Origin of the sequence: Lactococcus sp. LG1074, from assembly GCF_017309525.1 — a bacterium.
Taxonomy (GTDB): domain Bacteria; phylum Bacillota; class Bacilli; order Lactobacillales; family Streptococcaceae; genus Lactococcus; species Lactococcus petauri.
In genome coordinates this window covers 1,249,152-1,271,716 of record NZ_CP071293.1, presented here as the reverse complement: position 1 = coordinate 1,271,716, position 22,565 = coordinate 1,249,152, and the positions used below count along the sequence as shown (strand labels likewise).

Annotated in this window: 19 protein-coding genes and 3 pseudogenes; 16 read left to right on the top strand and 6 right to left on the bottom strand. The window is 36.6% G+C overall.

Annotated elements, in window-relative coordinates:
• Positions 1-34: 34 nt before the first annotated feature.
• From J0J36_RS06325 to J0J36_RS06310, 4 genes are all read left to right on the top strand, one after another.
• Positions 35-958 (top strand): aspartate carbamoyltransferase catalytic subunit, encoded by a 924-nt coding sequence (locus J0J36_RS06325; RefSeq protein WP_004256295.1) that lies wholly within the window; start codon positions 35-37, stop codon positions 956-958.
• A gap of 23 nt (positions 959-981) precedes the next feature.
• The gene (locus tag J0J36_RS06320) at positions 982-2,052 is read left to right on the top strand and encodes a carbamoyl phosphate synthase small subunit (RefSeq protein WP_004256298.1); all 1,071 of its coding nucleotides are present in this window, start codon (positions 982-984) and stop codon (positions 2,050-2,052) included.
• Between the two features lie 106 nt (positions 2,053-2,158).
• Complete coding sequence (locus tag J0J36_RS06315; RefSeq protein ID WP_004256300.1) at positions 2,159-2,707, top strand: biotin transporter BioY; 549 nt, start codon at positions 2,159-2,161, stop codon at positions 2,705-2,707.
• 211 nt (positions 2,708-2,918) lie between these two features.
• Positions 2,919-3,314, top strand: coding sequence for an ArsC/Spx/MgsR family protein (locus tag J0J36_RS06310; RefSeq protein ID WP_019335485.1), 396 nt, complete (start codon positions 2,919-2,921; stop codon positions 3,312-3,314).
• A 170-nt stretch (positions 3,315-3,484) separates the two neighbouring features.
• Here J0J36_RS06310 and J0J36_RS06305 read toward each other — a convergent pair whose 3' ends face one another.
• The 3 genes from J0J36_RS06305 to J0J36_RS06295 form a co-directional block, all read right to left on the bottom strand.
• A complete protein-coding gene (locus tag J0J36_RS06305) occupies positions 3,485-4,057 on the bottom strand; it encodes a hypothetical protein (RefSeq protein WP_004256304.1) in 573 nt (190 codons plus the stop codon).
• Positions 4,058-5,092, bottom strand: coding sequence for a tRNA preQ1(34) S-adenosylmethionine ribosyltransferase-isomerase QueA (gene queA, locus J0J36_RS06300; RefSeq protein ID WP_153925143.1), 1,035 nt, complete (start codon positions 5,090-5,092; stop codon positions 4,058-4,060).
• Positions 5,093-5,226: 134 nt separating this feature from the next.
• The gene (locus J0J36_RS06295) at positions 5,227-6,348 is read right to left on the bottom strand and encodes a site-specific integrase (RefSeq protein WP_165719058.1); all 1,122 of its coding nucleotides are present in this window, start codon (positions 6,346-6,348) and stop codon (positions 5,227-5,229) included.
• A 222-nt stretch (positions 6,349-6,570) separates the two neighbouring features.
• On the opposite strand from J0J36_RS06295, the gene J0J36_RS10665 reads away from it, so the two are divergent.
• The 4 genes from J0J36_RS10665 (at position 6,571) to J0J36_RS06280 (ending at position 9,026) form a co-directional block, all read left to right on the top strand.
• Positions 6,571-6,699: a hypothetical protein gene (locus J0J36_RS10665; protein WP_255566818.1), complete on the top strand. Its 129-nt coding sequence runs from the start codon at positions 6,571-6,573 to the stop codon at positions 6,697-6,699.
• 19 nt (positions 6,700-6,718) lie between these two features.
• The gene (locus tag J0J36_RS06290) at positions 6,719-7,486 is read left to right on the top strand and encodes a hypothetical protein (protein WP_153925139.1); all 768 of its coding nucleotides are present in this window, start codon (positions 6,719-6,721) and stop codon (positions 7,484-7,486) included.
• A 1,076-nt stretch (positions 7,487-8,562) separates the two neighbouring features.
• Positions 8,563-8,835 (top strand): hypothetical protein, encoded by a 273-nt coding sequence (locus J0J36_RS06285; protein WP_153925136.1) that lies wholly within the window; start codon positions 8,563-8,565, stop codon positions 8,833-8,835.
• On the top strand, positions 8,832-9,026 hold the full coding sequence (locus J0J36_RS06280) for a hypothetical protein (RefSeq protein WP_153925134.1): 195 nt from the start codon (positions 8,832-8,834) through the stop codon (positions 9,024-9,026). Before J0J36_RS06285 ends, J0J36_RS06280 begins: the two co-directional genes overlap by 4 nt.
• Here the strand turns inward: J0J36_RS06280 and J0J36_RS06275 are convergent.
• Positions 9,012-10,169, bottom strand: a pseudogene (locus J0J36_RS06275) (IS3 family transposase). The gene J0J36_RS06280 and the pseudogene J0J36_RS06275 sit on opposite strands and share 15 nt — an antisense overlap.
• 78 nt (positions 10,170-10,247) lie before the next feature.
• On the opposite strand from J0J36_RS06275, the pseudogene J0J36_RS10550 reads away from it, so the two are divergent.
• From J0J36_RS10550 to nagB, 3 genes and pseudogenes are all read left to right on the top strand, one after another.
• A pseudogene (locus J0J36_RS10550) lies at positions 10,248-10,346 on the top strand (exopolysaccharide biosynthesis protein); the annotation flags it as partial.
• A 10-nt stretch (positions 10,347-10,356) separates the two neighbouring features.
• Positions 10,357-11,265: an LCP family protein gene (locus J0J36_RS06270; RefSeq protein ID WP_153925131.1), complete on the top strand. Its 909-nt coding sequence runs from the start codon at positions 10,357-10,359 to the stop codon at positions 11,263-11,265.
• A 142-nt stretch (positions 11,266-11,407) separates the two neighbouring features.
• A complete protein-coding gene (gene nagB / locus J0J36_RS06265) occupies positions 11,408-12,115 on the top strand; it encodes a glucosamine-6-phosphate deaminase (RefSeq protein WP_019292738.1) in 708 nt (235 codons plus the stop codon).
• Between the two features lie 37 nt (positions 12,116-12,152).
• Here nagB and glpK read toward each other — a convergent pair whose 3' ends face one another.
• Together glpK and J0J36_RS06255 are read right to left on the bottom strand one after the other, a co-directional pair.
• Positions 12,153-13,643 (bottom strand): glycerol kinase GlpK, encoded by a 1,491-nt coding sequence (gene glpK, locus J0J36_RS06260; RefSeq protein WP_019292737.1) that lies wholly within the window; start codon positions 13,641-13,643, stop codon positions 12,153-12,155.
• Between the two features lie 103 nt (positions 13,644-13,746).
• Positions 13,747-14,355: a TetR/AcrR family transcriptional regulator gene (locus tag J0J36_RS06255; RefSeq protein ID WP_019292736.1), complete on the bottom strand. Its 609-nt coding sequence runs from the start codon at positions 14,353-14,355 to the stop codon at positions 13,747-13,749.
• 254 nt (positions 14,356-14,609) lie between these two features.
• On the opposite strand from J0J36_RS06255, the gene J0J36_RS06250 reads away from it, so the two are divergent.
• The 5 genes and pseudogenes from J0J36_RS06250 to J0J36_RS06230 form a co-directional block, all read left to right on the top strand.
• Positions 14,610-18,869, top strand: coding sequence for a 2-hydroxyacyl-CoA dehydratase (locus tag J0J36_RS06250; protein ID WP_153925127.1), 4,260 nt, complete (start codon positions 14,610-14,612; stop codon positions 18,867-18,869).
• Between the two features lie 151 nt (positions 18,870-19,020).
• A complete protein-coding gene (locus J0J36_RS06245) occupies positions 19,021-20,070 on the top strand; it encodes an oxidoreductase (protein ID WP_153925125.1) in 1,050 nt (349 codons plus the stop codon).
• Between the two features lie 13 nt (positions 20,071-20,083).
• On the top strand, positions 20,084-20,938 hold the full coding sequence (locus J0J36_RS06240; protein WP_153925122.1) for a hypothetical protein: 855 nt from the start codon (positions 20,084-20,086) through the stop codon (positions 20,936-20,938).
• Between the two features lie 100 nt (positions 20,939-21,038).
• Positions 21,039-21,752, top strand: coding sequence for a GntR family transcriptional regulator (locus tag J0J36_RS06235; protein ID WP_019292397.1), 714 nt, complete (start codon positions 21,039-21,041; stop codon positions 21,750-21,752).
• A 10-nt stretch (positions 21,753-21,762) separates the two neighbouring features.
• Positions 21,763-22,536, top strand: a pseudogene (locus J0J36_RS06230) (SDR family NAD(P)-dependent oxidoreductase); the annotation flags it as partial.
• Positions 22,537-22,565: the final 29 nt, after the last annotated feature.

Below are 22,565 nucleotides of genomic sequence, written 5' to 3'. Positions count from 1 at the left end.
AGAGAGAGCATGATTAGGGTAAAGGAGACCTATAATGTCAGTAACAAATGGTTTAGTAAGCTTGTCACATTTGACAAGCATGGAAGTTTTGTCAACAGAAGAAGTTATGGCTTTGATCAAACGTGCTTCAGAGTTTAAAAAGGGAACAGCAAAATTTGAAAGTGATCGCCAAATTTTCACTTCCAATCTTTTCTTTGAAAACAGCACCCGGACACATAACTCTTTCCATATCGCTGAACGTAAATTAGGCTTAGATGTACTTGAGTTTGATGTTGGGACAAGTGCGCTGAGCAAAGGTGAGACACTGTACGATACAATTTTAACTTTGGACGCACTTGGCGTTGAAGTTTGTGTAATCCGCTCTTCTGAGGAGCATTACTACGATCAGTTGATTAATTCAGACAATATCCATTGTGCCATTGTAAATGGGGGAGATGGAAGTGGACAACATCCAAGCCAATGTTTGCTGGATTTGATGACGATTTATGAAGAATTCGGAAAATTTGAAGGTTTAAAAATTGCCATCTCAGGTGATTTAACCCATTCTCGTGTCGCTAAATCAAATATGATGATGCTTCAGAAATTAGGGGCTCAAATCTATTTCACTGGACCTGAAAAATGGTACAAGGAAGAAGAATTCGGAGCTTATGGTAGTTATGCGCATCTGGATGATATCTTGCCAGAACTTGATGTGCATATGTTACTGCGTGTGCAGTATGAGCGTCATACAGCAGGAGATATTATTTCTAAAGAAGATTACCATGAACGCTATGGTTTAACCGTAGATCGTGCCGAAAAACTGCGTGATACCGCTATTATTATGCATCCTGCACCAGTAAACCGTGATGTTGAAATTGCGGACAGCTTAGTAGAATGTGCGAAAAGCCGTATTGTCCAACAAATGACCAACGGTGTTTACACCCGCATGGCTATTTTAGAAGCCGTATTGCGCAACTAAGCGAAGAATTATTGGAGGAATCTATGAAGCGACTGTTAATATTAGAAGATGGAACCATTTTTGAGGGGCAAGCCATTGGTGCCAATACAGATATCACTGGAGAACTTGTTTTTAGTACGGGAATGACCGGTTATCAAGAATCCATCACGGACCAATCTTATAATGGACAAATCTTGACCTTTACTTATCCATTGGTTGGAAATTACGGCGTCAATCGAGACGACTACGAATCAATTCATCCAAGCTGTAAGGCAGTCGTGGTGAGTGAAGCAGCACGCCGTCCGTCAAACTGGCGTATGCAGATGTCATTGGATGAATTCTTAGAAGCTAAAAATATCCCTGGGATTTCAGGCATTGATACACGGGCTCTGACGAAAATTATTCGTCAACATGGCACTATGAAGGCAGCATTGGTTAATGCTAAAGATGAAATAGAGCACCAAATGAGCCAACTTAAAGCCACTGTTTTACCTAATAATCAAGTGGAAAAAAGCAGTACTTTAACAGCATACTCTTCCCCCAATACAGGAAGAAAAGTAGTTGTTGTTGACTTTGGTCTTAAACATTCAATTCTACGTGAATTATCAAAAAGACATTGCGACATTACTGTTGTGCCCCATAATACGACTGCAGAAGAAATTTTAGAGATGAGCCCAGATGGTGTCATGCTCACAAATGGTCCTGGAGATCCGACAGATGTTCCTCAAGCGGTGACAATGATTCAACAGATTCAAGGTAAAGTTCCGATTTTTGGAATTTGTTTGGGACACCAACTCTTTAGTCTAGCAAATGGCGCAACAACATATAAAATGAAATTTGGCCATCGCGGCTTTAACCATGCTGTCAGAGAAATTGCAACAGGCCGAATTGACTTTACGAGCCAAAATCATGGGTATGCCGTATCATCAGAGGATTTACCAGAAGAGCTTTTGGTTACCCATGTAGAAATAAACGATGGGTCCATTGAAGGGGTACGCCACAAACGTTATCCAGCCTTTTCGGTACAATTTCATCCAGATGCGGCACCCGGCCCACATGATGCAAGTTATTTATTTGATGACTTTATGGACATGATGGATGAATATCAAAATTAAAAAACAGCTGAAAAGGCTGTTTTTTTAATAAATCATAAAGTTTAAGATTGTATTCTTTTATAAAAGCTGATATAATTTTATCTATAAAACAAAAAAGGACTTTTTCATGAAAATTTCTAAAACATATTCTATTACCCTTATCGCTTTAGGGGCGGCGATTATTGCAGTACTTTCTCCCTTGGCTATTCCTGTGGGGATTGTACCCATTACGCTTCAAACTTTGGCGATTGGCCTTATTGCAACCTTGTTGCAGCCTCGTGAGAGCTTTTTTGCATTACTGATTTACCTCGTCTTAGGAGCAGTTGGTTTACCCGTTTATGCCGGAGGAGCATCAGGGATCGGTGCTTTATTTGGTCCAACAGGTGGCTTTTTATTCTCCTTTGTACTCGTAGCTCCCCTCCTTTCGTACTTTTTAAAGAAGACTGAACGTAAATTTTTCTCTATTTTACTGACCAATCTTCTTGCTCAGTTTTTGATTCTTGTACTGGGTACCGTATGGCTAAAATTCTTTATCGATGCACCTTGGGGAACAGCCTTTGGTATTGGCTTTGCTCCTTTTATTCTCGGAGCAATTATCAAGGCAGTGATTGTAGCTGCAGTTGGTGTAGCACTCCTTGATATTCTTTTTAAAACCAATCCTTATTTTTCTAAATAACAATTTATAAAAAGCTTTCCAAATTATTGGAAAGTTTTTTAGATAAAGAAAGGTGCTTTGTATTTACCAAGCTTTGTCTTATTTTCTCATAGAATTGATATATAATTTTTATTATGGGAAATAAAGTGATTCAATATTATAGAGAAAGTCTCATTGTACAAAAGAATAGGTCACTTCCTATTTTCTTATTTAAAGAATACGGGAGGAAAGTATGATTAAATTTTACTATAGACAAGGCTGTGGTTCTAGCCAAAAAGCAAAGTCATGGTTTGAAAAGTATAAAATAAATGTAGATATGAAAAGAATGGGTGAAATCTCTAAGCAAGACTTGCAAAAAATTTTGTCCTATATGGATGGAGGAATTGAGACAATTACCAAACGGTCGAGCATGAGTAACCCCCAGACACAGAGCAGTTTAGACATGCTTCTAGAAATGAATCTGGACGAAGGTCTAGAATATTTATCTCGAAATGCTTATCTGCTTCGTTCACCGATAGTTTTAGATGAAAATAAAGTTCAAGTGGGGTATAACATGGATGATTTACGTCAATTCTTCCCAAGAGAGTACCGCAGGTTAGAACTAGCTACAGACCAAGGTTTTATCTAAAATTAAAAGAAGAATTGGAATGAACAAAATGAAAAAATTTTGGAAAAAAGTAGAAGAAGGTATGGAATATTTTGTTTATATCTTGTTTATCATTATGTTCTCAATCTTATTGGGATTTAATTGGCATATTATCCCTTGGATATGGGTAAAATAAAAAAAGAGACTCAATGCTATGTCTCTTTTTTTATTACTTCTTGGAAGACCGTTTTATTGACAGTCTTTGAGCTTTCTGCAATCCGGTAAAGGGCGTTACGCTGCAATAACTGTATCTTAGGTAGAAGAGATTGCCCATCTTTTAGATAAGTGCTAATCAGCTTATTAGGATCAAAGTCAATGTCATCAGGAGGAAAGGAAATTAAACTTGAACCAAGATAGTCCATCGTCGAGAGCTTTCCTTCTTCCATATGATAGGTTCTTGCTTGTGGCTGTCCATTGTTAAAGAAGGCAATAACAGCATTGTAGGCAACTTTTTTAGTTAGCCCGTAGCGTTTGTCCTTATAACGGAGCAATGCGCTGAGAAGGAACTCCTGAGCTTCGAGGGGGATAAGCTGCGGTTGATAATGGAGTTGTACTAGAATTTCTTCACTTATCTTGTGAAAACCTGTAATCCCCACTAAAAAGCCATTGGGACTCACATAAAATTTTTTAAAATGTGTACGAATAGCTTGCTCATTTTCGGTAATTTGCCCATCTGAAAGGACAGAAATAAAATTCTTAGTGAGTGCTAAATTAAGAAAGCTCATTTATTTTACGAACATCGCGTCACCAAAGCTAAAGAAGCGATAGTGCTCATCAATTGCATGTTGGTAAGCTTCAAGGATAAACTCTTGCCCAGCAAAAGCAGCAACCAGCATAACCAGTGTTGATTTTGGCAAGTGGAAGTTCGTGTTGAAAGCATCAACGACTTTCCATTGATAGCCAGGTTTGATAAATATATCTGTCCAGCCAGAATCTGCTTGAATATCTCCATCAAATTTTGTTCCAATCGTTTCCAATGTACGGATAGAAGTTGTACCGCAAGCAATGACACGATGTCCAGATGCTTTAACAGCACGAAGTGTTGCCGCAGCCTCTTCCGATAATTGATAGAATTCACTATGCATATGGTGTTCTTCAATATTATCAACGCTCACGGGACGGAAAGTACCCAAACCGACATGTAAAGTAAGTTCCACAACATGAACACCTTTAGCACGAATCTTATCTAATAGCTCAGGTGTGTAATGTAAGCCGGCGGTTGGTGCTGCAGCAGATCCGTTTTCTTTTGCAAAGACGGTTTGATAACGTTCTTGATCCTCTAGTTTTTCATGAATATAAGGTGGAAGTGGCATTTCGCCTAAACTTTCTAAAACTTCAAGGAAGATACCGTCGTAACTAAATTCAACGATACGTCCGCCATGTTCCAATTCTTCAACAACTGTTGCTTTTAAACGTCCATCGCCAAAAGAAAGTTCTTGACCAATGCGCATCCGTTTTGCAGGCTTAGCTAAAGTTTCCCATTGATCACCTTCAGTGTTTTTAAGAAGGAGAAGCTCTACATGTCCTTGAGTTTCTGGCTTAACACCATAAAGACGTGCAGGAAGGACACGGGTATTATTGAGAACAAGGGCATCACCAGGATTAAGCTCATCCACAATATCATAGAAGTGTTTATCTTCCATAGAATGGCTTTCTTTATCCAAGACTAAAAGCTTTGACTCAGAACGCTTTTCAAGAGGTGTTTGGGCGATAAGTTCTTCTGGTAAGTTAAAATCAAAATCATTAATATTAGTTGACACTATTTTTCTCTTTTCTAAAGTAGTAATAAACCTATTTATACCAAGGTATTTAGGGCTTTTTAATGTTTTTTCATTTTAGTGAAAAATGGGAAACATTTTGCTAGTTTGGGGAACATTTGGGGAATGTTTTTCTCTCAAATTTCATTCAATTTTCTCATAATTGAATCGTTCATTTTCTGTGACACATGCGAGTAAATTCTAAGAGTGGTACTTTCTTGTGAGTGACCTACTCGTTTCATAGTAGCTTTAATTGGAATATAAAGTTCAGCTAACAAGGAAATGTGAGCATGTCTTAACATATGAATATTATACTTTCTGTTTTTTTGTTTTCCTAAGGCTGACTCGCAAACATTTTTGACAAATAAATAAGTAGCACTTTGCTTAACTGTTGTTCCAATCATTGTGGTAAAAACAAACGTTTCATCATCAAGTGAGTTATCAAAGAACCATTTCAAAATCTCTACACATCTATCATTTACGTAAATTTCTCTTCTGCTTGCAAATGTCTTTGGTAAGTAAAGATTTCTTGAATCAGCGCCCGTAGCTTTTGTATCAATAACATGTTTTATTTTTATTGTTTGCTTCTCAAAATCAACGCTTGATTTTTGCAGACCCCCTAATTCTTCAAGTCTGAGACCAGTAAGAAATAGAAATTCCATAATTAAAGTTAGTCTTTGATTTTTATTATGCATACGACAGTATTCTAAAACAATTTTAAGTTCATCATAAGTCATTGTTTTATTTTCACTTATTTCAAAGTCCTCTATACTTGAAGTGTTTTTAGGTAAAACAACATTGCTCACAGGATTAAATTTAATGTAAGTCATCTTTCTTGCATAATCAAAAAGAGAAAAAAGAATAACTTTTTTATGTTTAATGGTCTTTATTTTCCAGCCATTTGTTACTAAATAATTCTGAACATGAATTGGTTTTATATCGTTTATATTCCAATTACTATATTTTTTAACAAAACTTTTAATCGCAGAAATATAAGAAGTGTAACTATTATTTCGAACTTGATTTTTCAATGTAACAAGCCATTGGTCATATACTATATTCAAAGTAGAGTCTTTTACTACAATGTCATCTTTTTCAAGATTGAATTGAACTTTTTCTTCAAGCTTTTCAAGTGCATGTCTTTGGACAGCTTTGGTATTCCCTTTGAGTGTTATACTAGCTTTCTGTGTTTTTCCCTCTTTATCTTGATATTTGAGAATGAATTGGTATTTTCCATTCTTAAGTTTTTTTATATACATTCATATACCTCCTTTTGTTTTGGAAGCATACAGCAATAAGATAATTATATCATTTTTTAAATAGGACATACAGAGCTTAACTTTAACCAATGAACAATTAATAACTAAAGTATTGGAATTTAGTTTCCTGAAAAATCTTGAATAAAAATTCATTATTTGCTATACTTGAAGCGAATGAACAAAGTTGTATATTCATTTTAATTTTATTATAAGGAGAAGTTTATGAAAAAGGTTGCAATTATTGGAATGATTGTTTTATATGGAATATCAATTATTACTTGTTATCGTAACAAAGACTCAGCTGTGACAAAAGAAAGTACTACACAGAGTGCAATAAAAAATTTAATCTAGTTATTGGTTGAGGGGAAAAATGAAAACGATAATTAAAAATAAAAAAATAGCCATAATTATTGCAATAATAGTTGTCTTAGGAACTATACTGTTAGGAGTATACCATCAATCAGTAAACAGATATTCTTCTAAAATTGCTGTACAGATTGATAAGGTTGAAAAGTTGTCTGAAAACAAATTTGCACCAGAAAATCATGTTAATGATTATGGTCAATGGATAGTATTGTCTAAAAATGCAAATAACAAGTCGAACTTATTTCAAATGATAAAAATGACTAGGGAATATGACAAAAAATTCTCTAAGGATGAGTCTGAGGCTAAGAAAAATGAAAAAACAATAACAGACGAAGTAAATAACAAGTGGAGTAATATATATATACAATCAATGCTTAAAGCATCAGAATCAGAGTCTTATGGTAATAAAATCACTAAAGTCTGGAGAGATGCTATTTTTGAAAATTATGCCACTGTAAATGGAAAACATTATACTGATTTTAAAGATGCTATCCATGCCTTTCAGGCACAGTATAGTAATGAGTTTAGTGAATTGAATAGTTTCTTTCAAGACAATATTGACTCTGCAAATAACCTTTCAGAATTAATAAGAAAGTATTTTCCAGAGAAATCAAATAGAGCTGATGATTTAGAGGACTTTGCTCAGGATGTTTTTAATTTCAACGATGAAGCTATAAATCCATCTGGCTCATATTCAACTCGTTCATCTAAGTTGAGCGAGTTAGATACTAAGGCTTTATCTAGTTCTAAAACTGTCGGAATGAGTTTCTAAAAAGTGTTCTGTTATAAAGTTTAACAAACAGTTCTTACTTAATTGTAAGAGCTTTTTTTATTATCATAAATTAAAACAACCAATTTTTATATGTTATTGGAAGAGGGGTGAATTGAGCGATAGCGAAAGAGGGGCGATAGCCCTTAGAGGGTTTTCCGAGCGTTAGCGAAACAGCACCGCAGGTGAGAAAGCCGTAGGCGCTATGTTATCTTTCTAATTTCTAGTCTTTATTATTTCTAGTCTTTCTACTGTGTAATTTGAGATATATATAGCCTAGATTACACTCAGTTGATATTACTGGTCTTATCTATATGAAATATCTGTCAAAAAATCTTACACTTTTTTCATATAGAAATTATGCTTAGCCAGTTCCTAAAAGTGTAAAAAAAATTGACAGAAACAGGAACTGGGTATAATCCCAAGCCGTGGGCACACTAATCAGTATGTATATAGAAGAAAGACAAAACATAATGTAAATAATTGTTATATGTACATAGATAATATTAATAAAATATTTCATAAAGTATAATTTTAACTTGACAAAGTAACAGTTTTGTGGTATAATAGTTATATAAATAATAATTGACTTCTAATTGTCAGTTGTAAGATAAAAATTTAAACATAATAATAAAAACATAAAATAAACAAAATTAAACACTTTAAAAGAGATTCGTAACTGAGTTCTATACTTTGGTTGCTGTTTCTCAGATAAGTCGTGTTATTTTTCATTTATTTTATGTTTTTTTATTTCTTTTATATTAAGTTTAGATTACAATTATGTTACAAATAAAGAAAATCATCAATTATTTACGCAAAAAGGCTGTAAAGCCTTGGTATCACTGGTTTTATCAAAACACGTGAAAAACCTCTCGTAACCCTTATTATAGTGAAGGGGTAGATAATAACGTGTGAAAAATCAGTTGAAACTATCTATTAAGTAGAGGGGTTAGTTAAAAAACGTGTGAAAAACAGACCCAAACCCTTATTATATTGAAGGGGTTTTTAAAATTTTGTCCCTAATTAACTACCAAACTATCTATTAAGTAGAGGGGTTAGAAAGAATAGGAGAATTTATTATGAAAAGAAAAGTTATTGCAGTTGATTATAAAAGTCAAGCATTGTTTAAAGAGTTTAATTCATTAAAGAGTGCAAGTGAACACTATGGAATCACAACAGATAAGATAAGAAAACAATGCAAAGAAAATAGAAAGCATACAGAGAAAATGGATTTCTTCTTTGTAGATGATTATAAAGAGGGGATGTTATTAGAGGAAATTGAAATTGTACGCAGAGGCGAACGAGTATTGAATCTAATCTTTGGAACAAAGAATATAGGAGATGACAAATGAAAAAGCACAGTTGGAATTGGTCAGAGGAAAGCAAAGAAAGAAGAAGTAAGAACTTTTTAAATCCATTTATAGTCATTGATTATCGTGGTGAGGTAATTGGTGTTTACAGAAACTCTGTTCAAGCTGAACGAGAGGCAGGATTTTCATCAACTGCAATTTGGACTAATGTCAAATATTTAGACACAAAATGAGCTATATTTTCTTAAAATAGTTTTCTTCTTTCTGATTTGGAGTTAAACCATTGTTTGCGGAATGAGGATTATAGTTGTTATAAAACTGTTCGATGTATTCAAAGCAAGAGAGTTGAACTTCTTGAATGGAGTGATAAGTTCTTCTGTTTATTTCCCGTTGTTTGAGGTACTTGAAAAAGGCCTCAGTGACAGCATTATCATAAGGATATCCAGGTTTGGAGTAAGAAGCAAGCAATTGATGCTCATCTAATATTTTTCTAAAGGAAGCTGATTTAAATTGGCTACCTTGATCCGAATGAAAAATGATTGGTTCCTTAGGCTTCCTCTTATTTATAGCCATCCCTAATGTGTCACAGGCAAGTTTAGCATCAATCCTGTCACTTACTTTCCAAGCAATACATTTTCTAGAGTAGAGGTCAAGGATGGCGCAGAGATAAACATGCCGTCTATGTCCTATAGAAATATAAGTGAAATCAGTTGTCCATACTTGATTCGGGGACTTAGGATTAAATTCTTGTTTAAGGAGATTATCAGAAGAAAATGCAGGAGAGTGTTTTGATTTAACTCTAGGTTTAATCGTTGACATTTTAGGGAGTGTCATAGACTTGAGAAGTCTTAAGATACGCCCCTCAGAAATATTAACGCCATAATCACGCAGGAGAATGATTTTAAAAGCTCTCGTTCCAATTCTTTTCTTGGCTTTCATATAAATCTCAAGGAGTAATTTTCTCAAGCGTTGATTTTCTATTTCACGTTTTGAGGGCTTCTTGTTTATGAAGTTATAGTAGGTGGAACGATTGACATGTAAAACACGACAGAGCATAACTGTCGTGTGTTCAAATCGGAGTCTATAGACTGCTTTTAATCTCACTTGGAGTTTTGCATGAATATGGCACTTGCTTTTTTTAAGATAAGATTTTCTTCTTCGAGTTGGGCATTCCTTTTTTGTAATTCTTGAATCTGTTTAGCAGTCAAGACCGTATTATCTTCAAGACGAACTTGAGAGTACTGCTTGATCCATTTTGCAAGTGCAGAAGGGGAGACACCATAGTCTTTACAGAGTTCGGATTGAGTTTTACCTGTTTGGTAGAGATTAACGAGAGATTGCTTAAATTCCTCGTCGTAACGTTTAAAACCTGACATAAAAGTCCTTTCATTTTTGTGTCTTAATAGACAGATTATAACACACAATTTTCTGTCCACTTTTATAGTATAGCTCCACTGGACGGCGGCGGATCAAGTCAAATGGCATTCAAGGGCGAAGTAATATATCCGAGTCAGGATCAACGCTCAGTTAATGATTTTATCATTCTTAAATAAGGAGAGAGTTATGGAAAAAGAAACGTATAGACGGTCAAGTGGAAAGAAAGCTACTCAAAAAAAGGGCAAGTTTCCTAAAGTTATCGGCATCACTTTACTAGTCTTGATACTTGTTTTTACTGGCTTAGGGGTATTCTTCTATCAAAGTTCTAAAACAGCCATCAATAAGGCTAATACTCTGCATCTGGCAGAAGCACGTCCGGTAAACTTAAAGAAAGGAGAAACATTTACGACTTTAATTCTAGGGACTGCTCATGTAGATAATGAGCAAGTTCTTATGACATCCAGCCTTACTTCTACAAATGCAAAGCTCAAAAAGACAAGTCTCATCAATGTTCAACCTCTTTTAGTTTTTCCAGATCAAACAACGCTCTATCAAAGTTATACTCAAGGCGGAGCAGCAGCAGTAAGCAAGAAGTTTAATGAGACCTTTGGTACAGAAACTAATAAAGTAGTAGAAATTAACTTTGACAACATGGGGAAACTGGTTGAGGCAAGTGGAGGAATCGTTGTGCAAAATACAACAGCTTTTGTATCTAAGGGCCTCAAATTTGAGCAAGGTTCTGTCCAGTTAAAAACAGCGGATGAAGTTGCAGCTTACCTCAGCTTGCTTGACGCTAACGATCAGAAAGGCTATACAGACAGACTACAAGATGTGGCTATTGCTACATTTGAGAATTTGAAAAAGCCTTCTGTTCTGACGCGACACTCTTTAGCAATTTTGAAAATTTTCCCTGAGGTCATCAATACTAACATCAGCTTCTCAGAGTTTATGAATATGGTCAAACACTATAATAAGGCGCTTAAGGTAAGTAAAATAAACGTCCATGCGACTAAAATCTCAGGAAACAAGACCCAACTTGTTACCCAAGAAACGCTAGACAAGGTCAAAAATAAATTTGAAAATACTTTAAAATAATAAGGAAAATAAAGACGGCAGCTAGCCGTTTTTATTTATAATTTCATGATAAAAATTGGGTGAAAATTGAACTTTCCTATTGACAAGAAAATGAATAAGCGTTATAATGTGTATATACCAATTTGAAAAAGGAGACTCTCTTATGAAAGTTATCACCGTAAAAAACCAACTTGAAGGCGCAAAAATCGGCTTTGACTTACTCAAAGAAGCAATGGATAATGGAGCAAAAACACTTGGACTTGCTACAGGTTCAACTCCAGTAGAATTCTACAACCAAATCGTTAAATCAAATCTTGATTTTTCAGATATGACTTCAGTAAACTTGGACGAGTATGTTGGACTTGATGGTTCAGATGAACAATCTTACCGTTACTTTATGAGCAAACACCTTTTCAATGAAAAACCGTTCAAAGAAAACTTCTTGCCAAATGGTAAGGCGGCAGATTTGGAAGCAGAAACAAAAGCTTATGACCAAATCATTGCTGAACACCCGATTGATTTCCAAATTCTTGGAATCGGTCAAAACGGACACATTGGTTTCAACGAACCTGGAACTTCATTTGAAGAAACAACACACGTTGTCGATCTCCAAGAAAGTACAATTAAAGCAAATGCACGTTTCTTTGAAAACGAAGAAGATGTGCCACGTCAAGCGATTTCTATGGGTATCGCTTCAATCATGGCAGCTAAATCAATCGTATTGATGGCTTATGGCGAATCAAAAGCAGAAGCAATTAAAGGAATGGTTGAAGGTGAAATCACTGAAGATATGCCAGCATCTATCTTGCAAAAACATACTGATGTTGTTGTTATTGCAGATGAAGCAGCAGCGGCCTTGTTGAGCAAATAATATAAATAAAAAAAGGTCCAGAATTCTGGATCTTTTTTTATTTAAAAACACGTGTTGCTTCGACAGCTTTTTTCCAACCCTGATGAAGTGTTTGTCGTCGTTTTTCATCCATTTGAGGTTGGAAGCTTTGCCCTTCTGAATAAGAGCTTTTTATTTCATCAATGTCTTTCCAAAAACCAACTGCTAAACCAGCCAAGAAAGCTGCACCAAGAGCTGTAGTTTCAAGATCCTTGGCTTTTTGGACGGGAATATTAAGGATATCCGCTTGGAACTGCATTAAATAGCTATTATTAGCTGCACCTCCGTCAACTTTCAGTAATGGAATATCAATTCCTGAATCTTCTTGCATCGCATCAATAATGTCCTTGACTTGATAAGCAATACCTTGTAAGGTAGCTTTGATAATATCGTTATTGCTGGTTCCTCGTGTAATGCCAAAGATAGCCCCACGAGCATCCTGATCCCAATACGGAGCACCTAAACCCACAAAAGCAGGTACAACATAGACTTCATCATTATTGTTAGAAGCCAAAGCCGCTGCTTCAGATTCTTTACTGTTATCAATCATTTTCAGACTATCACGGAGCCATTGGACAGAAGAGCCAGCAACAAAAACGGACCCTTCAAGAGCGTAGGTGACTTGACCATTAATACTGTAACCAATCGTGGTTAAAAGATCATTGGATAGTTGTGCCTCTTGACCTGTGTTCATGACGATGAAGGCACCAGTACCATAAGTACTTTTAATCATTCCCGGTTCAAAAGCCATTTGGCCAAATAAAGCCGCTTGTTGATCTCCAGCCATCCCTGCAATAGCTATTTCTGAGCCAAAGAAATGATAGGGCTTGGTCATACCGTAGCATTCAGAATTAGAAACGGGGCGAGGAAGCATAGCTGCCGGAATATTCAAGAGGTCGAGAATATCCTGGTCCCATTGGAGATTATGGATGTTAAAAAGCATGGTCCGGCTTGCATTAGAATAGTCTGTTACATGCGTTTCACCATCGGTTAATTTCCAGACTAACCAACTGTCAATAGTACCAAAGAGCAATTCACCACGTTCAGCGCGTTCCTGCGCGCCGTCAACCCTATCTAAAATCCAACGTATTTTAGTGGCTGAAAAGTAAGAGTCAATAACAAGACCAGTTTTTTGGTGGATAAGTTCAGAATGGCCGTTTTTTTTCAAAGTATCAGCTATGGCCGCCGATTGTCTAGATTGCCAGACGATTGCATTATAAATGGGCATGCCTGTTTTTTTATCCCATACAACGGTAGTTTCACGTTGATTGGTAATACCAATCGCTCCGACTTCTGCAGGTTTGATGCCTGATTGGATAAGTGCTTCGGAGACAACAGATTGTACCGAATTCCAAATCTCATTGGCATCATGTTCAACCCATCCAGCTTGAGGAAAATGCTGCTGTAACTCTTTTTGTGAACTGCCGACGTGCTGTCCTTGCTTGTTAAAGATTATCGCGCGAGAACTTGTTGTCCCTTGGTCAATTGACATAATGTATTTTGCTTGCATGTAGAGCTCCTTGTATACTTCTCATTATCTTAATTATATCAGAAGTAGCAGAAGGGAGAAAACTATATCTGCACTATAAAACAAAAATACTTACAGCCGAATATTATGATTTTATATTTACACCTAAAACTGTCAAGTGACCATTTGAAATTAATTTAACGATAAGATGTGCAAAATCACTCGGTTTCATGGTACTCGGTGAAGAAACCCACCATTTAAGTGTGCCTGCTAAGATAGAAGTAATATAGCTGATGACAAAATCACTTGGAACTAATACATCGTGTTCCCGAATTTCCAGCTTATCGAAAAGTTCGGTATAACGTTCGGTTAATATCTCGATAAAACGATTAATAATCGTTTGGTCCTGTGATTTATCTATCACAATTTGTGCTACTTCTGGATTTTGACGTACAAAGTCGTAGAAGCGCGCCAACATCTCCTCAATATCATTGACATAAACGTCAGTTCCATCCACAGGATTTTGTTCATCTAAAATTTTGATAAAATCCATGATAAAAGTATCAATTAAACTGTCATAAAGATCTTGCTTGTCAGCATAATGTGCATAAAAAGTTGCACGATTTATCATTGCAGCATCTGCAATTTCTTGAATGGAAATTTTTTCAAATTTTTTATTTCTTAACAAAGAAAAGAAAGCTTGTGTAATCATTTTTCGTGTTCTTAAGACACGTAAATCATTTATTTTAGCCATATTAATACATTTCCTCTTTACTTGTAGGTTAAACAACATAATAGTAGTATCTGTTGTTTATTATAGTCCTTTATGATAAATTCTACCGATTTAAGCTATGTAAAACATTTTTGACATAAACGACACGCAACTTCTAAATGTTGTTTAAATGACATTAACTTGTAACTTGACGGTTGAAAAATGAGGAATAAATGATAAAATAGACAATGAATAAGATAAGCAACAGCCTGTCAAATAGAGAAGGAAAAAATACTATGAAAAGTTATAAGGCTGGGATTGATGTCGGCTCTACTACAGTAAAACTCGTTGTTTTTGATGAGGAATATCAGCTCCTTTTTAGCCGATATGAACGTCATTTTTCAGATGTAAAAACGGCAACGATAAAAGTATTAAAAGAATTGTTGGAAGAGAGAGGCGAGTGTTCACTTACCTTAGCAATCACAGGCTCTGGGGGAATGGGACTTGCAGATGTAATTGATGTCCCTTTTATACAAGAAGTTATCGCAAGCTCGATTACTATCGAGAAATTTATTCCTGAAACAGATGTCATGATTGAACTTGGTGGTGAAGATGCCAAGATGACCTTTTTTGACGCAGGTACCCAAGAGCTACGTATGAATGGGACTTGTGCTGGTGGGACAGGAGCTTTTATTGACCAGATGGCGGCTTTACTCAAAGTAGATGCTGCGGGTGTCAATACATTAGCTAAAGACTATGAGAAAATATACCCCATTGCTAGCCGTTGTGGAGTTTTTGCCAAAACAGATGTTCAGCCCCTTCTCAATGAAGGAGTACGCAAAGAAGATATAGCCGCTTCAATCTTCCAAGCCGTGGTGAATCAAACGATTGCTGGGTTAGCTTCCGGTCGTAAGATTACGGGAAAAATCGCTTTTCTCGGTGGACCGCTCTATTTTATGAGCGAATTGCGCAAACGTTTTATTGAAACTTTGGATATTGCAGAAGAGGATATTATTTTTCCGGAAAATCCTCAACTTTTTGTGGCAATGGGTGCTGCTCTGGCTGAGGAAACAAGAACAAGTACGATTCGTACTTTAATTGATAATCTAGAAAGTGACAATAGCGACAGCTTGATTCCGCAGGATACGTTGGATCGTCTTTTTGAAAATGAACAAGAGTTAGCAGATTTTCGAGCACGACATGCTAAGGCAAAAGCAAGCTATAAAAAGCTCTCTGAACATCAAGGAGCAACTTTTTTAGGGATTGATGCTGGATCAACCACAACAAAAATTGTGCTCATTGATGGTGAGGGGCATATTCTTTTTGATCATTATGGTTCAAATAATGGTGAACCTTTAGAGTCAGTCATTGACGTCTTAAAAGAAGTCTATCGTTTACTGCCAAAAGATGTTTATATTGCCAAATCTACTGTGACCGGCTATGGTGAACACCTGATTAAAGCTGCACTCCGAGTCGATTACGGGGAAGTTGAAACGATGGCGCACTATAAGGCAGCGGACTATTTTAATCCCGGTGTGGACTTTATTTTAGATATTGGTGGCCAAGACATGAAAGCTATGCGGATCACCGATGGTGCTTTAAGTTCAATATCTTTAAACGAAGCTTGTTCTTCTGGTTGTGGTTCTTTCATTGAAACTTTCGCTCATTCTTTGAAATACGATGTGCGTGACTTTGCTGAAATTGCACTATTAGCAAAACATCCTGTAAATCTGGGCTCACGTTGCACAGTCTTTATGAATTCGAAAGTGAAGCAAGTCCAAAAAGAAGGTGCGACTGTAGGAGATATCTCTGCTGGTTTAAGTTACTCTGTCATCAAAAATGCCCTCTATAAAGTAATTAAAGTTAAACGTCCTGAAGAATTAGGAACAAAGATTGTCGTTCAAGGTGGGACTTTCTATAATGAAGCTGTACTTCGTGCTTTCGAAAAAATCTCCGAACGTGAAGTTGTCCGTCCCTCTATAGCAGGACTTATGGGCGCTTATGGCTGTGCTTTAATTTCGCTAGAAAAGGAGGAGTATGGGCAAAAATCAAGAATTCTGAACTTGCACGATTTGGAAGCATTCAGCACACAAAAAGAATTTATGGTTTGTGGCCTTTGCGAAAATCAGTGTAAAATGACGTTGACCGTCTTTAATGATGGCAGTAAGTTTGTTACAGGAAACCGCTGTGAGCGAGGCGCAGAAAAAGCAACACAAGTAAAAGTTGACAAACGTGATAAAAAGGTTAATCTTGTCGACTATAAATACAAGAAACTTTTCAAATACCGGAGCTTAACCAAGAAAAAACAAACCCGTGGAGAAATAGGGATTCCGCGTGTCCTAAATATGTATGAAAATTACCCGCTCTGGCATACCATGTTAACGGATCTAGGTTTCCGAGTAGTATTATCCCCTAAGTCTGATAAAGAACTTTTTGAAAAAGGAATTGAAACAATTCCTTCTGATACAGTTTGTTATCCTGCCAAGCTATCACATGGACACATTATGTCCTTGATTCAAAAGGATGTTCCGGCTATCTTTTATCCTTCAGTGCTTTATGAACAAAAAGAACAGGCTCAAGCAGAAAATAATTATAACTGTCCGATTGTTCAGTCTTATCCCGAAGTGATTCGTAACAATATTGATGAAATTCGAGAAGGTAAAGTTAAATACCTTCATCCATTTATTAATCTAGGTGATCAGGAAGGTGTAGCTGTCAATGTCCATAAAGCTTTGCTTGGACAGGGTTTCAAAGTGGATTTATCTGAAGTGAAAGCTGCGGTTTTCCACGGTTTTGAAGAGATGGAGAACTTCAAGCAAGATATTCGGGATAAGGCAGAAGAGTTGCTCATGCAGATTAATCTGAACAAGGAAAAAGCTATCGTTCTCTCAGGTCGTCCTTATCATTTGGATCCAGAGATTAATCATGGCATTGCTGACATTATTACGCAAGAAGGTTTCCACGTCCTTACAGAGGACAGCATTGCACATCTTGAAGAAGTTGCTGGGCTGCGCGTTGTTAATCAATGGGTTTACCACTCACGCCTATATGCTGCAGCGCAAGTAGTGTGTAAAAATAAAAATTTGGAATTAGTACAATTGAATTCATTTGGTTGTGGTTTGGATGCAGTGACAACAGACCAAGTCGAAGAAATTATGCGCAACCATAATAAACTCTATACAGTCCTTAAGATTGATGAAGGCTCAAATATGGGAGCAGTGTGTATTCGTTTACGTTCTCTCAAGGCAGCAGTTTCAGAACGTCATCGACATGGTGTTGAAGAAAATATTCAAATCAAAGAAATTGTTGAAACACATCCGGTTTTTACAAAAGAAATGTCTAAAAAACACACGCTTCTCATGCCAATGTTGTCGCCGATTCACCAAGAAGGCTTGCTTGAGAACGCTTTTGCAGCTTCAGGTTACAATGTAGTTGTTTTGCCGGAAACCCAAAGCTCGGTGAACAACGGACTAAAATTTGTGAATAATGATTCTTGCTACCCTGCAATCATAACGATTGGTCAACTCATCGAAGCTCTCCAATCTGGCGAATATGATGTAAACAATACATCCGTCATGATGACCCAAACAGGTGGTGGATGTCGCGCAACAAACTATATTCCTTTACTTCGTAAGGCACTTGTCGATGCAGGTTTCCCCCAAGTTCCAGTGGTAAGCTTATCTATGGGCAACCAAGGGACAGAAAAAGGCTTTAAGTTTACTGTGCCACTTTTGACTCATTTTATGATTGCTGTGCTTTATGGAGATTTGTTTGAGCGCGTGGTTTATCGGACGCGGCCTTATGAAGCTGAAAAAGGTTCAGTCAATGCACTTCATGCGAAATGGTTAGAAAAAGCACAACATAATGTTAAATCTGCTTCTATTTTTGAATTCAACAAGAACATGAAACAGATAATCAAGGACTTTGATAATATCGAACTCCTTGATATTCAAAAACCTCGTGTGGGTGTTGTCGGTGAAATTCTGGTTAAATACAGCAAAACTGCCAATAATGATATTGTGAAAATTATTGAAGAAGAAGGCGCTGAAGCAGTAGTTCTCGATTTGATTGGCTTTATGAACTATTCTCTATACAACCAAATTTGGAAAACAGATGAGATTGGTTTTGCTAAGAAAAATAAATTGATGGCAAAAACACTACTCTCTATTATTAATATGTTGGAAAAACCGATGGATAAAGCTTTACGTGCTTCTGACCGTTTTGACGGTATTGAGTCTATTTATGAAATAGCGGCCAATACAGAAGGAATCGTTTCAGTAGGTAATCACACAGGTGAAGGCTGGTTCTTGACAGGAGAAATGATTGAGCTCTTGCAAAAAGGCGTTCAAAACATCGTCTGTCTCCAACCATTTGGTTGCCTTCCCAACCATATTGTCGGTAAAGGAATGCTGAAAGAGTTACGTCGGCAATATCCGGGTGCAAATATTAGCCCAATTGATTATGATCCAGGTGTTTCTGCGGTCAACCAGCTCAATCGGATTCGTTTGATGATGGCAACAGCTAAAAAAGCAATGAAGGAAGAAGTAACAGTTTAAAATAAAAAAAGCATTTTTGTAAATGCTTTTTTTTTACTTAATTTTAGTTGGGAATTTATATTCTTGACAATCCTATTTTTTAAAAGTATAATTCAATTTATATAAAAGTATAGTCTTTTATAAATTAACATATATATTTAAGGAGAATCTTATGCTTACAATGGGATTTATCGGTTTTGGGAAATCAGCAAATCGCTATCACCTTCCTTATGTTATTCTGCGTGAAAACATCAAGGTTAAAACAATTTTTGATTTACACATTAATGAAGAACTTGCAGCACCATATTTGGAAAAGGGCGTGCATTTCACAACTGATTTAGAAGAAATGCTGAAGGATGATGACATACAACTTATCACAATTTGTACACCAGCCCACACGCATTATGAGCTGGCTAAGAAAGTAATTGAAGCTGGAAAATCAGTAATCGTAGAGAAACCTTTTGTTGACACATTGGAACATGCCAAAGAGTTGCTCGCCTTAGGGAAAGAAAAAGGTGTTATGGTGGCTCCTTACCAAAACAGACGTTTTGATGGGGATTATTTGGCAGTAAAGCAGGTTATTGAGCGTGGCTTACTTGGAGACATTCTTGAAGTGGAAGCGCACATTGATTATTATCGTCCAGGATCAATAACAGAAGAAGGTCCAAAAGAAGCAGGTGCGTTTTATGGTTTAGGTATTCACTCTATTGATAGACTCGTGGCACTTTTTGGGCGTCCTGAAGCAGTAACTTATGATATTAGAAACAATGAAGTTGCAGAAGCAGTAGATAATTTTTTTGACGTTGATTTGCACTATGGAAACCAATTAAAAGTTAAAGTAAAAACAAATCATCTGGTAGCACAAGATTATCCAAGATTTATCGTTCATGGAACAAAAGGTTCCTTTATTAAGTACGGTGAGGATCAACAAGAAAATGATTTGAAAGCTGGAATTATGCCTGAAGTATCAGAATTTGGGGAAGATAGTCCTATAAATTATGGTCTTGTTAAATATCAAAATGCAAATGGCGACTGGATTGAAAAACAAATAAAAACACCTGTTGGCGATTATGGTCGCTATTACGATGCTGCTTATGAAACTATTGTTAATGGTGTTGAAAAATTAGTGAAAGATGAAGAAGTTATCACCAATATTGAGATTTTGGAAAATGGCTTTAACCAAGTTTCACCTTCGGTTTACCGTTTAAGCATGTTGGACTAGGAGATATAGCACTATGAAAAGAATTTTAGGATATGAAGCTTCTGATTTTACACGAGAGAGTACATCAAAAGAATTCAAAGAAGCTATTTTAAAAGCAGAAGGACGCACAATACTCGTGGATCTAGCTGCAGAAAATGCACCACTCTATCCAGAGGTTACAAATGGTGAAATGGCGGCAGCTTTTGGTACAGATTTATTACTTTTGAAAGATATTGATGTACAAAAGATGGTCATTCCTGGATTAGGGGAGGTTAATGACCTCTCAGAGTTACGGAAGTTAACAGGAACCGCTGTTGGTGTCAATTTAATTATCAAAGATACCGGATCTGAATATAAGAGAGTGACAGACGCATCGATAAAGGAAGTTCTTCGCAAAGGAATAAATTTCTTATCGTTAACAGCATATGTTACGCCTGAAGCAAGCCCAGAGCGTATCGTAGCGGATATTAAGCTGGTACGTCGTTTCTATAATGGCTTTTTAATGCTGAATCCCGTTGTCTCACATGGCTCAGATTTGGTTTGGGAAAACTTAAAAGCCTATATTGATGCCGGAATTGATATGCTTGACTTACCCGCTCCGGGGGCTGTACCAGGTACCACAGAAGAACAAATCGCACGATTAGCCTTTGCGACTAGAAAAACAGGTACATTGGTGGACTGTGTGGTTGGAACTTCGCAAGAAGGTGCAGATAAAAGTACGATTCAAAGTTTAGCTTTGGCGGCCAAACGTGCAGGTGCAGATGTCTTTGAGCTGGGAGATGCAGGCGTAGCTGGAATGCCAGCTCCGGAAAATATTTTTCATGCTTCAATGAGTATTCGAGGAAAACGTCACACTTATGTGAGAATGGCGCGTTCAGCCAATCGCTAATAAAGTAAAAATCATAAGTTACTATCACTTATGATTTTTACTTTATTTTCCTACGATATTGTGTAATAATAATGAGAATGTCAGTTTATGAGGTCGGTATATGAAAAAGAAACAGCCAAAATATTTGGTAATTTATGAAGATGTTAAGGAAAAAATTTTGTCTGGTCACTATCCTATCAACTCCAGGATTGCAGATGGTAACGCCTTAGTACAAGAGTATGATGCGAGTTTAATGACCGTTAAAAAAGCATTGGATATTCTTGTGTCAGAGGGTTTTTTGATCCGCCGAAGAGGTTATGGAACGATAGTAAAAGATTGGACCAAAGGCAAAAAAGCGCATCTCTATGCTGTAGAGGGTTCTTCCAAGCGTCATTCAGGACAAATGGAATCTAAAGTTTTAACTTTTGAAGTCGAGCATCCAAATGCGGATATTGCTCATAAATTATCCATAGATGTAGAGGAGTTCATATATCGTATTGAACGGGTAAGATATGTCAAAAAGGTGCCAACGATTATTGAGTACACTTATATGCCCATTTCCATTATTCCACAATTGAAATATTCCCATCTAACGGGTTCCATTTATAAATATATCTTGGAAGAACTTGGTCTTGTTATTCAGAGTTCATTTCTTAATGTTAAAGGTGTACGTCCCAACGCATTAGAAAAGCAGACTATGCATCTTACAGATACGGATTTTCTGATGCAAGTCGAGCAAGTTGCTAACCTTGATGATGGACGTATTTTTGAATATTCGATAGCCCGTCATTTACCTGAGTCATTTAACTTTGAGACAGTGATCTTTAACAACTAAACACAGGGCAAAACTTACTTTAGTTACCGGATCAACCAAAGGTATTGGACGTGCGATTGCTGAAAGTCTTGCGGCCGAAGGTACCGATGTTATTATTAATGGCAGAACTTCGGATGTTGTGGATAAAGTAATTGAAGAACTTAACAAAAAATATCCAAACCAAACTTTTTATCCAGCAGCCTATGATTTATCAATAGAAAATGAACGACAAGCTCTTTTTCAAGCTTTTCCAGAAGTTGATATTTTAGTCAATAATATGGCAATATTTAACGATGCAAAGTTTGAAGACATCGAATTAGATGAATGGCGCCGTTACTTTGAGGTTAATTCAATATCAGGGATTGCTTTAGCTCAATTTTATCTTCCTAAAATGAAGACAAAAAATGCTAATGGGCGTGTCATTTTTATCGCATCAGAAGCAGCAATTATGCCAAGTCCAGAAATGCCGCATTATTCTATGACCAAAACAATGAATCTGTCTTTAGCGAAATCCTTAAGCCGTGAAACAGTAGGTACTACGGTAACAATAAATACAGTAATGCCAGGATCAACATTAACTGAAGGTGTTGAGAATTTATTGGCTTCACTTTATCCAGATATAGAGTCTGTTGAAGAGAGAAGTCGCGCCTTCATGTTGAACAATCGTCCAACATCAACGATTCAACGTTTGATTCATCCTGAAGAAATTGGTAATTTTGTCGCTTATGTCGCTAGTCCTCTTGCAGGTGCTTTTTCTGGTGAAGCTCTTCGTATGGATGGCGGGCTTGTTCCGACAATTTTTTAAATAAACAAAAAAACATTGGCCGTAACCAA

Excerpts from the sequence above, each read along its gene's own strand:
- J0J36_RS06290 (WP_153925139.1), top strand. The coding sequence starts at position 6,719 with ATGAAAACGATAATTAAAAATAAAAAAATAGCCATAATTATTGCAATA.
- glpK (WP_019292737.1), bottom strand. The coding sequence starts at position 13,643 with ATGCAAGCAAAATACATTATGTCAATTGACCAAGGGACAACAAGTTCT.
- J0J36_RS10665 (WP_255566818.1), top strand. The coding sequence starts at position 6,571 with ATGAAAAAGGTTGCAATTATTGGAATGATTGTTTTATATGGAATATCA.
- J0J36_RS06310 (WP_019335485.1), top strand. The coding sequence starts at position 2,919 with ATGATTAAATTTTACTATAGACAAGGCTGTGGTTCTAGCCAAAAAGCA.
- J0J36_RS06245 (WP_153925125.1), top strand. The coding sequence starts at position 19,021 with ATGCTTACAATGGGATTTATCGGTTTTGGGAAATCAGCAAATCGCTAT.
- J0J36_RS06270 (WP_153925131.1), top strand. The coding sequence starts at position 10,357 with ATGGAAAAAGAAACGTATAGACGGTCAAGTGGAAAGAAAGCTACTCAA.
- J0J36_RS06320 (WP_004256298.1), top strand. The coding sequence starts at position 982 with ATGAAGCGACTGTTAATATTAGAAGATGGAACCATTTTTGAGGGGCAA.
- nagB (WP_019292738.1), top strand. The coding sequence starts at position 11,408 with ATGAAAGTTATCACCGTAAAAAACCAACTTGAAGGCGCAAAAATCGGC.
- J0J36_RS06315 (WP_004256300.1), top strand. The coding sequence starts at position 2,159 with ATGAAAATTTCTAAAACATATTCTATTACCCTTATCGCTTTAGGGGCG.
- J0J36_RS06255 (WP_019292736.1), bottom strand. The coding sequence starts at position 14,355 with ATGGCTAAAATAAATGATTTACGTGTCTTAAGAACACGAAAAATGATT.
- J0J36_RS06280 (WP_153925134.1), top strand. The coding sequence starts at position 8,832 with ATGAAAAAGCACAGTTGGAATTGGTCAGAGGAAAGCAAAGAAAGAAGA.
- J0J36_RS06325 (WP_004256295.1), top strand. The coding sequence starts at position 35 with ATGTCAGTAACAAATGGTTTAGTAAGCTTGTCACATTTGACAAGCATG.
- J0J36_RS06285 (WP_153925136.1), top strand. The coding sequence starts at position 8,563 with ATGAAAAGAAAAGTTATTGCAGTTGATTATAAAAGTCAAGCATTGTTT.
- J0J36_RS06235 (WP_019292397.1), top strand. The coding sequence starts at position 21,039 with ATGAAAAAGAAACAGCCAAAATATTTGGTAATTTATGAAGATGTTAAG.
- J0J36_RS06295 (WP_165719058.1), bottom strand. The coding sequence starts at position 6,348 with ATGTATATAAAAAAACTTAAGAATGGAAAATACCAATTCATTCTCAAA.
- J0J36_RS06305 (WP_004256304.1), bottom strand. The coding sequence starts at position 4,057 with ATGAGCTTTCTTAATTTAGCACTCACTAAGAATTTTATTTCTGTCCTT.
- J0J36_RS06240 (WP_153925122.1), top strand. The coding sequence starts at position 20,084 with ATGAAAAGAATTTTAGGATATGAAGCTTCTGATTTTACACGAGAGAGT.
- J0J36_RS06250 (WP_153925127.1), top strand. The coding sequence starts at position 14,610 with ATGAAAAGTTATAAGGCTGGGATTGATGTCGGCTCTACTACAGTAAAA.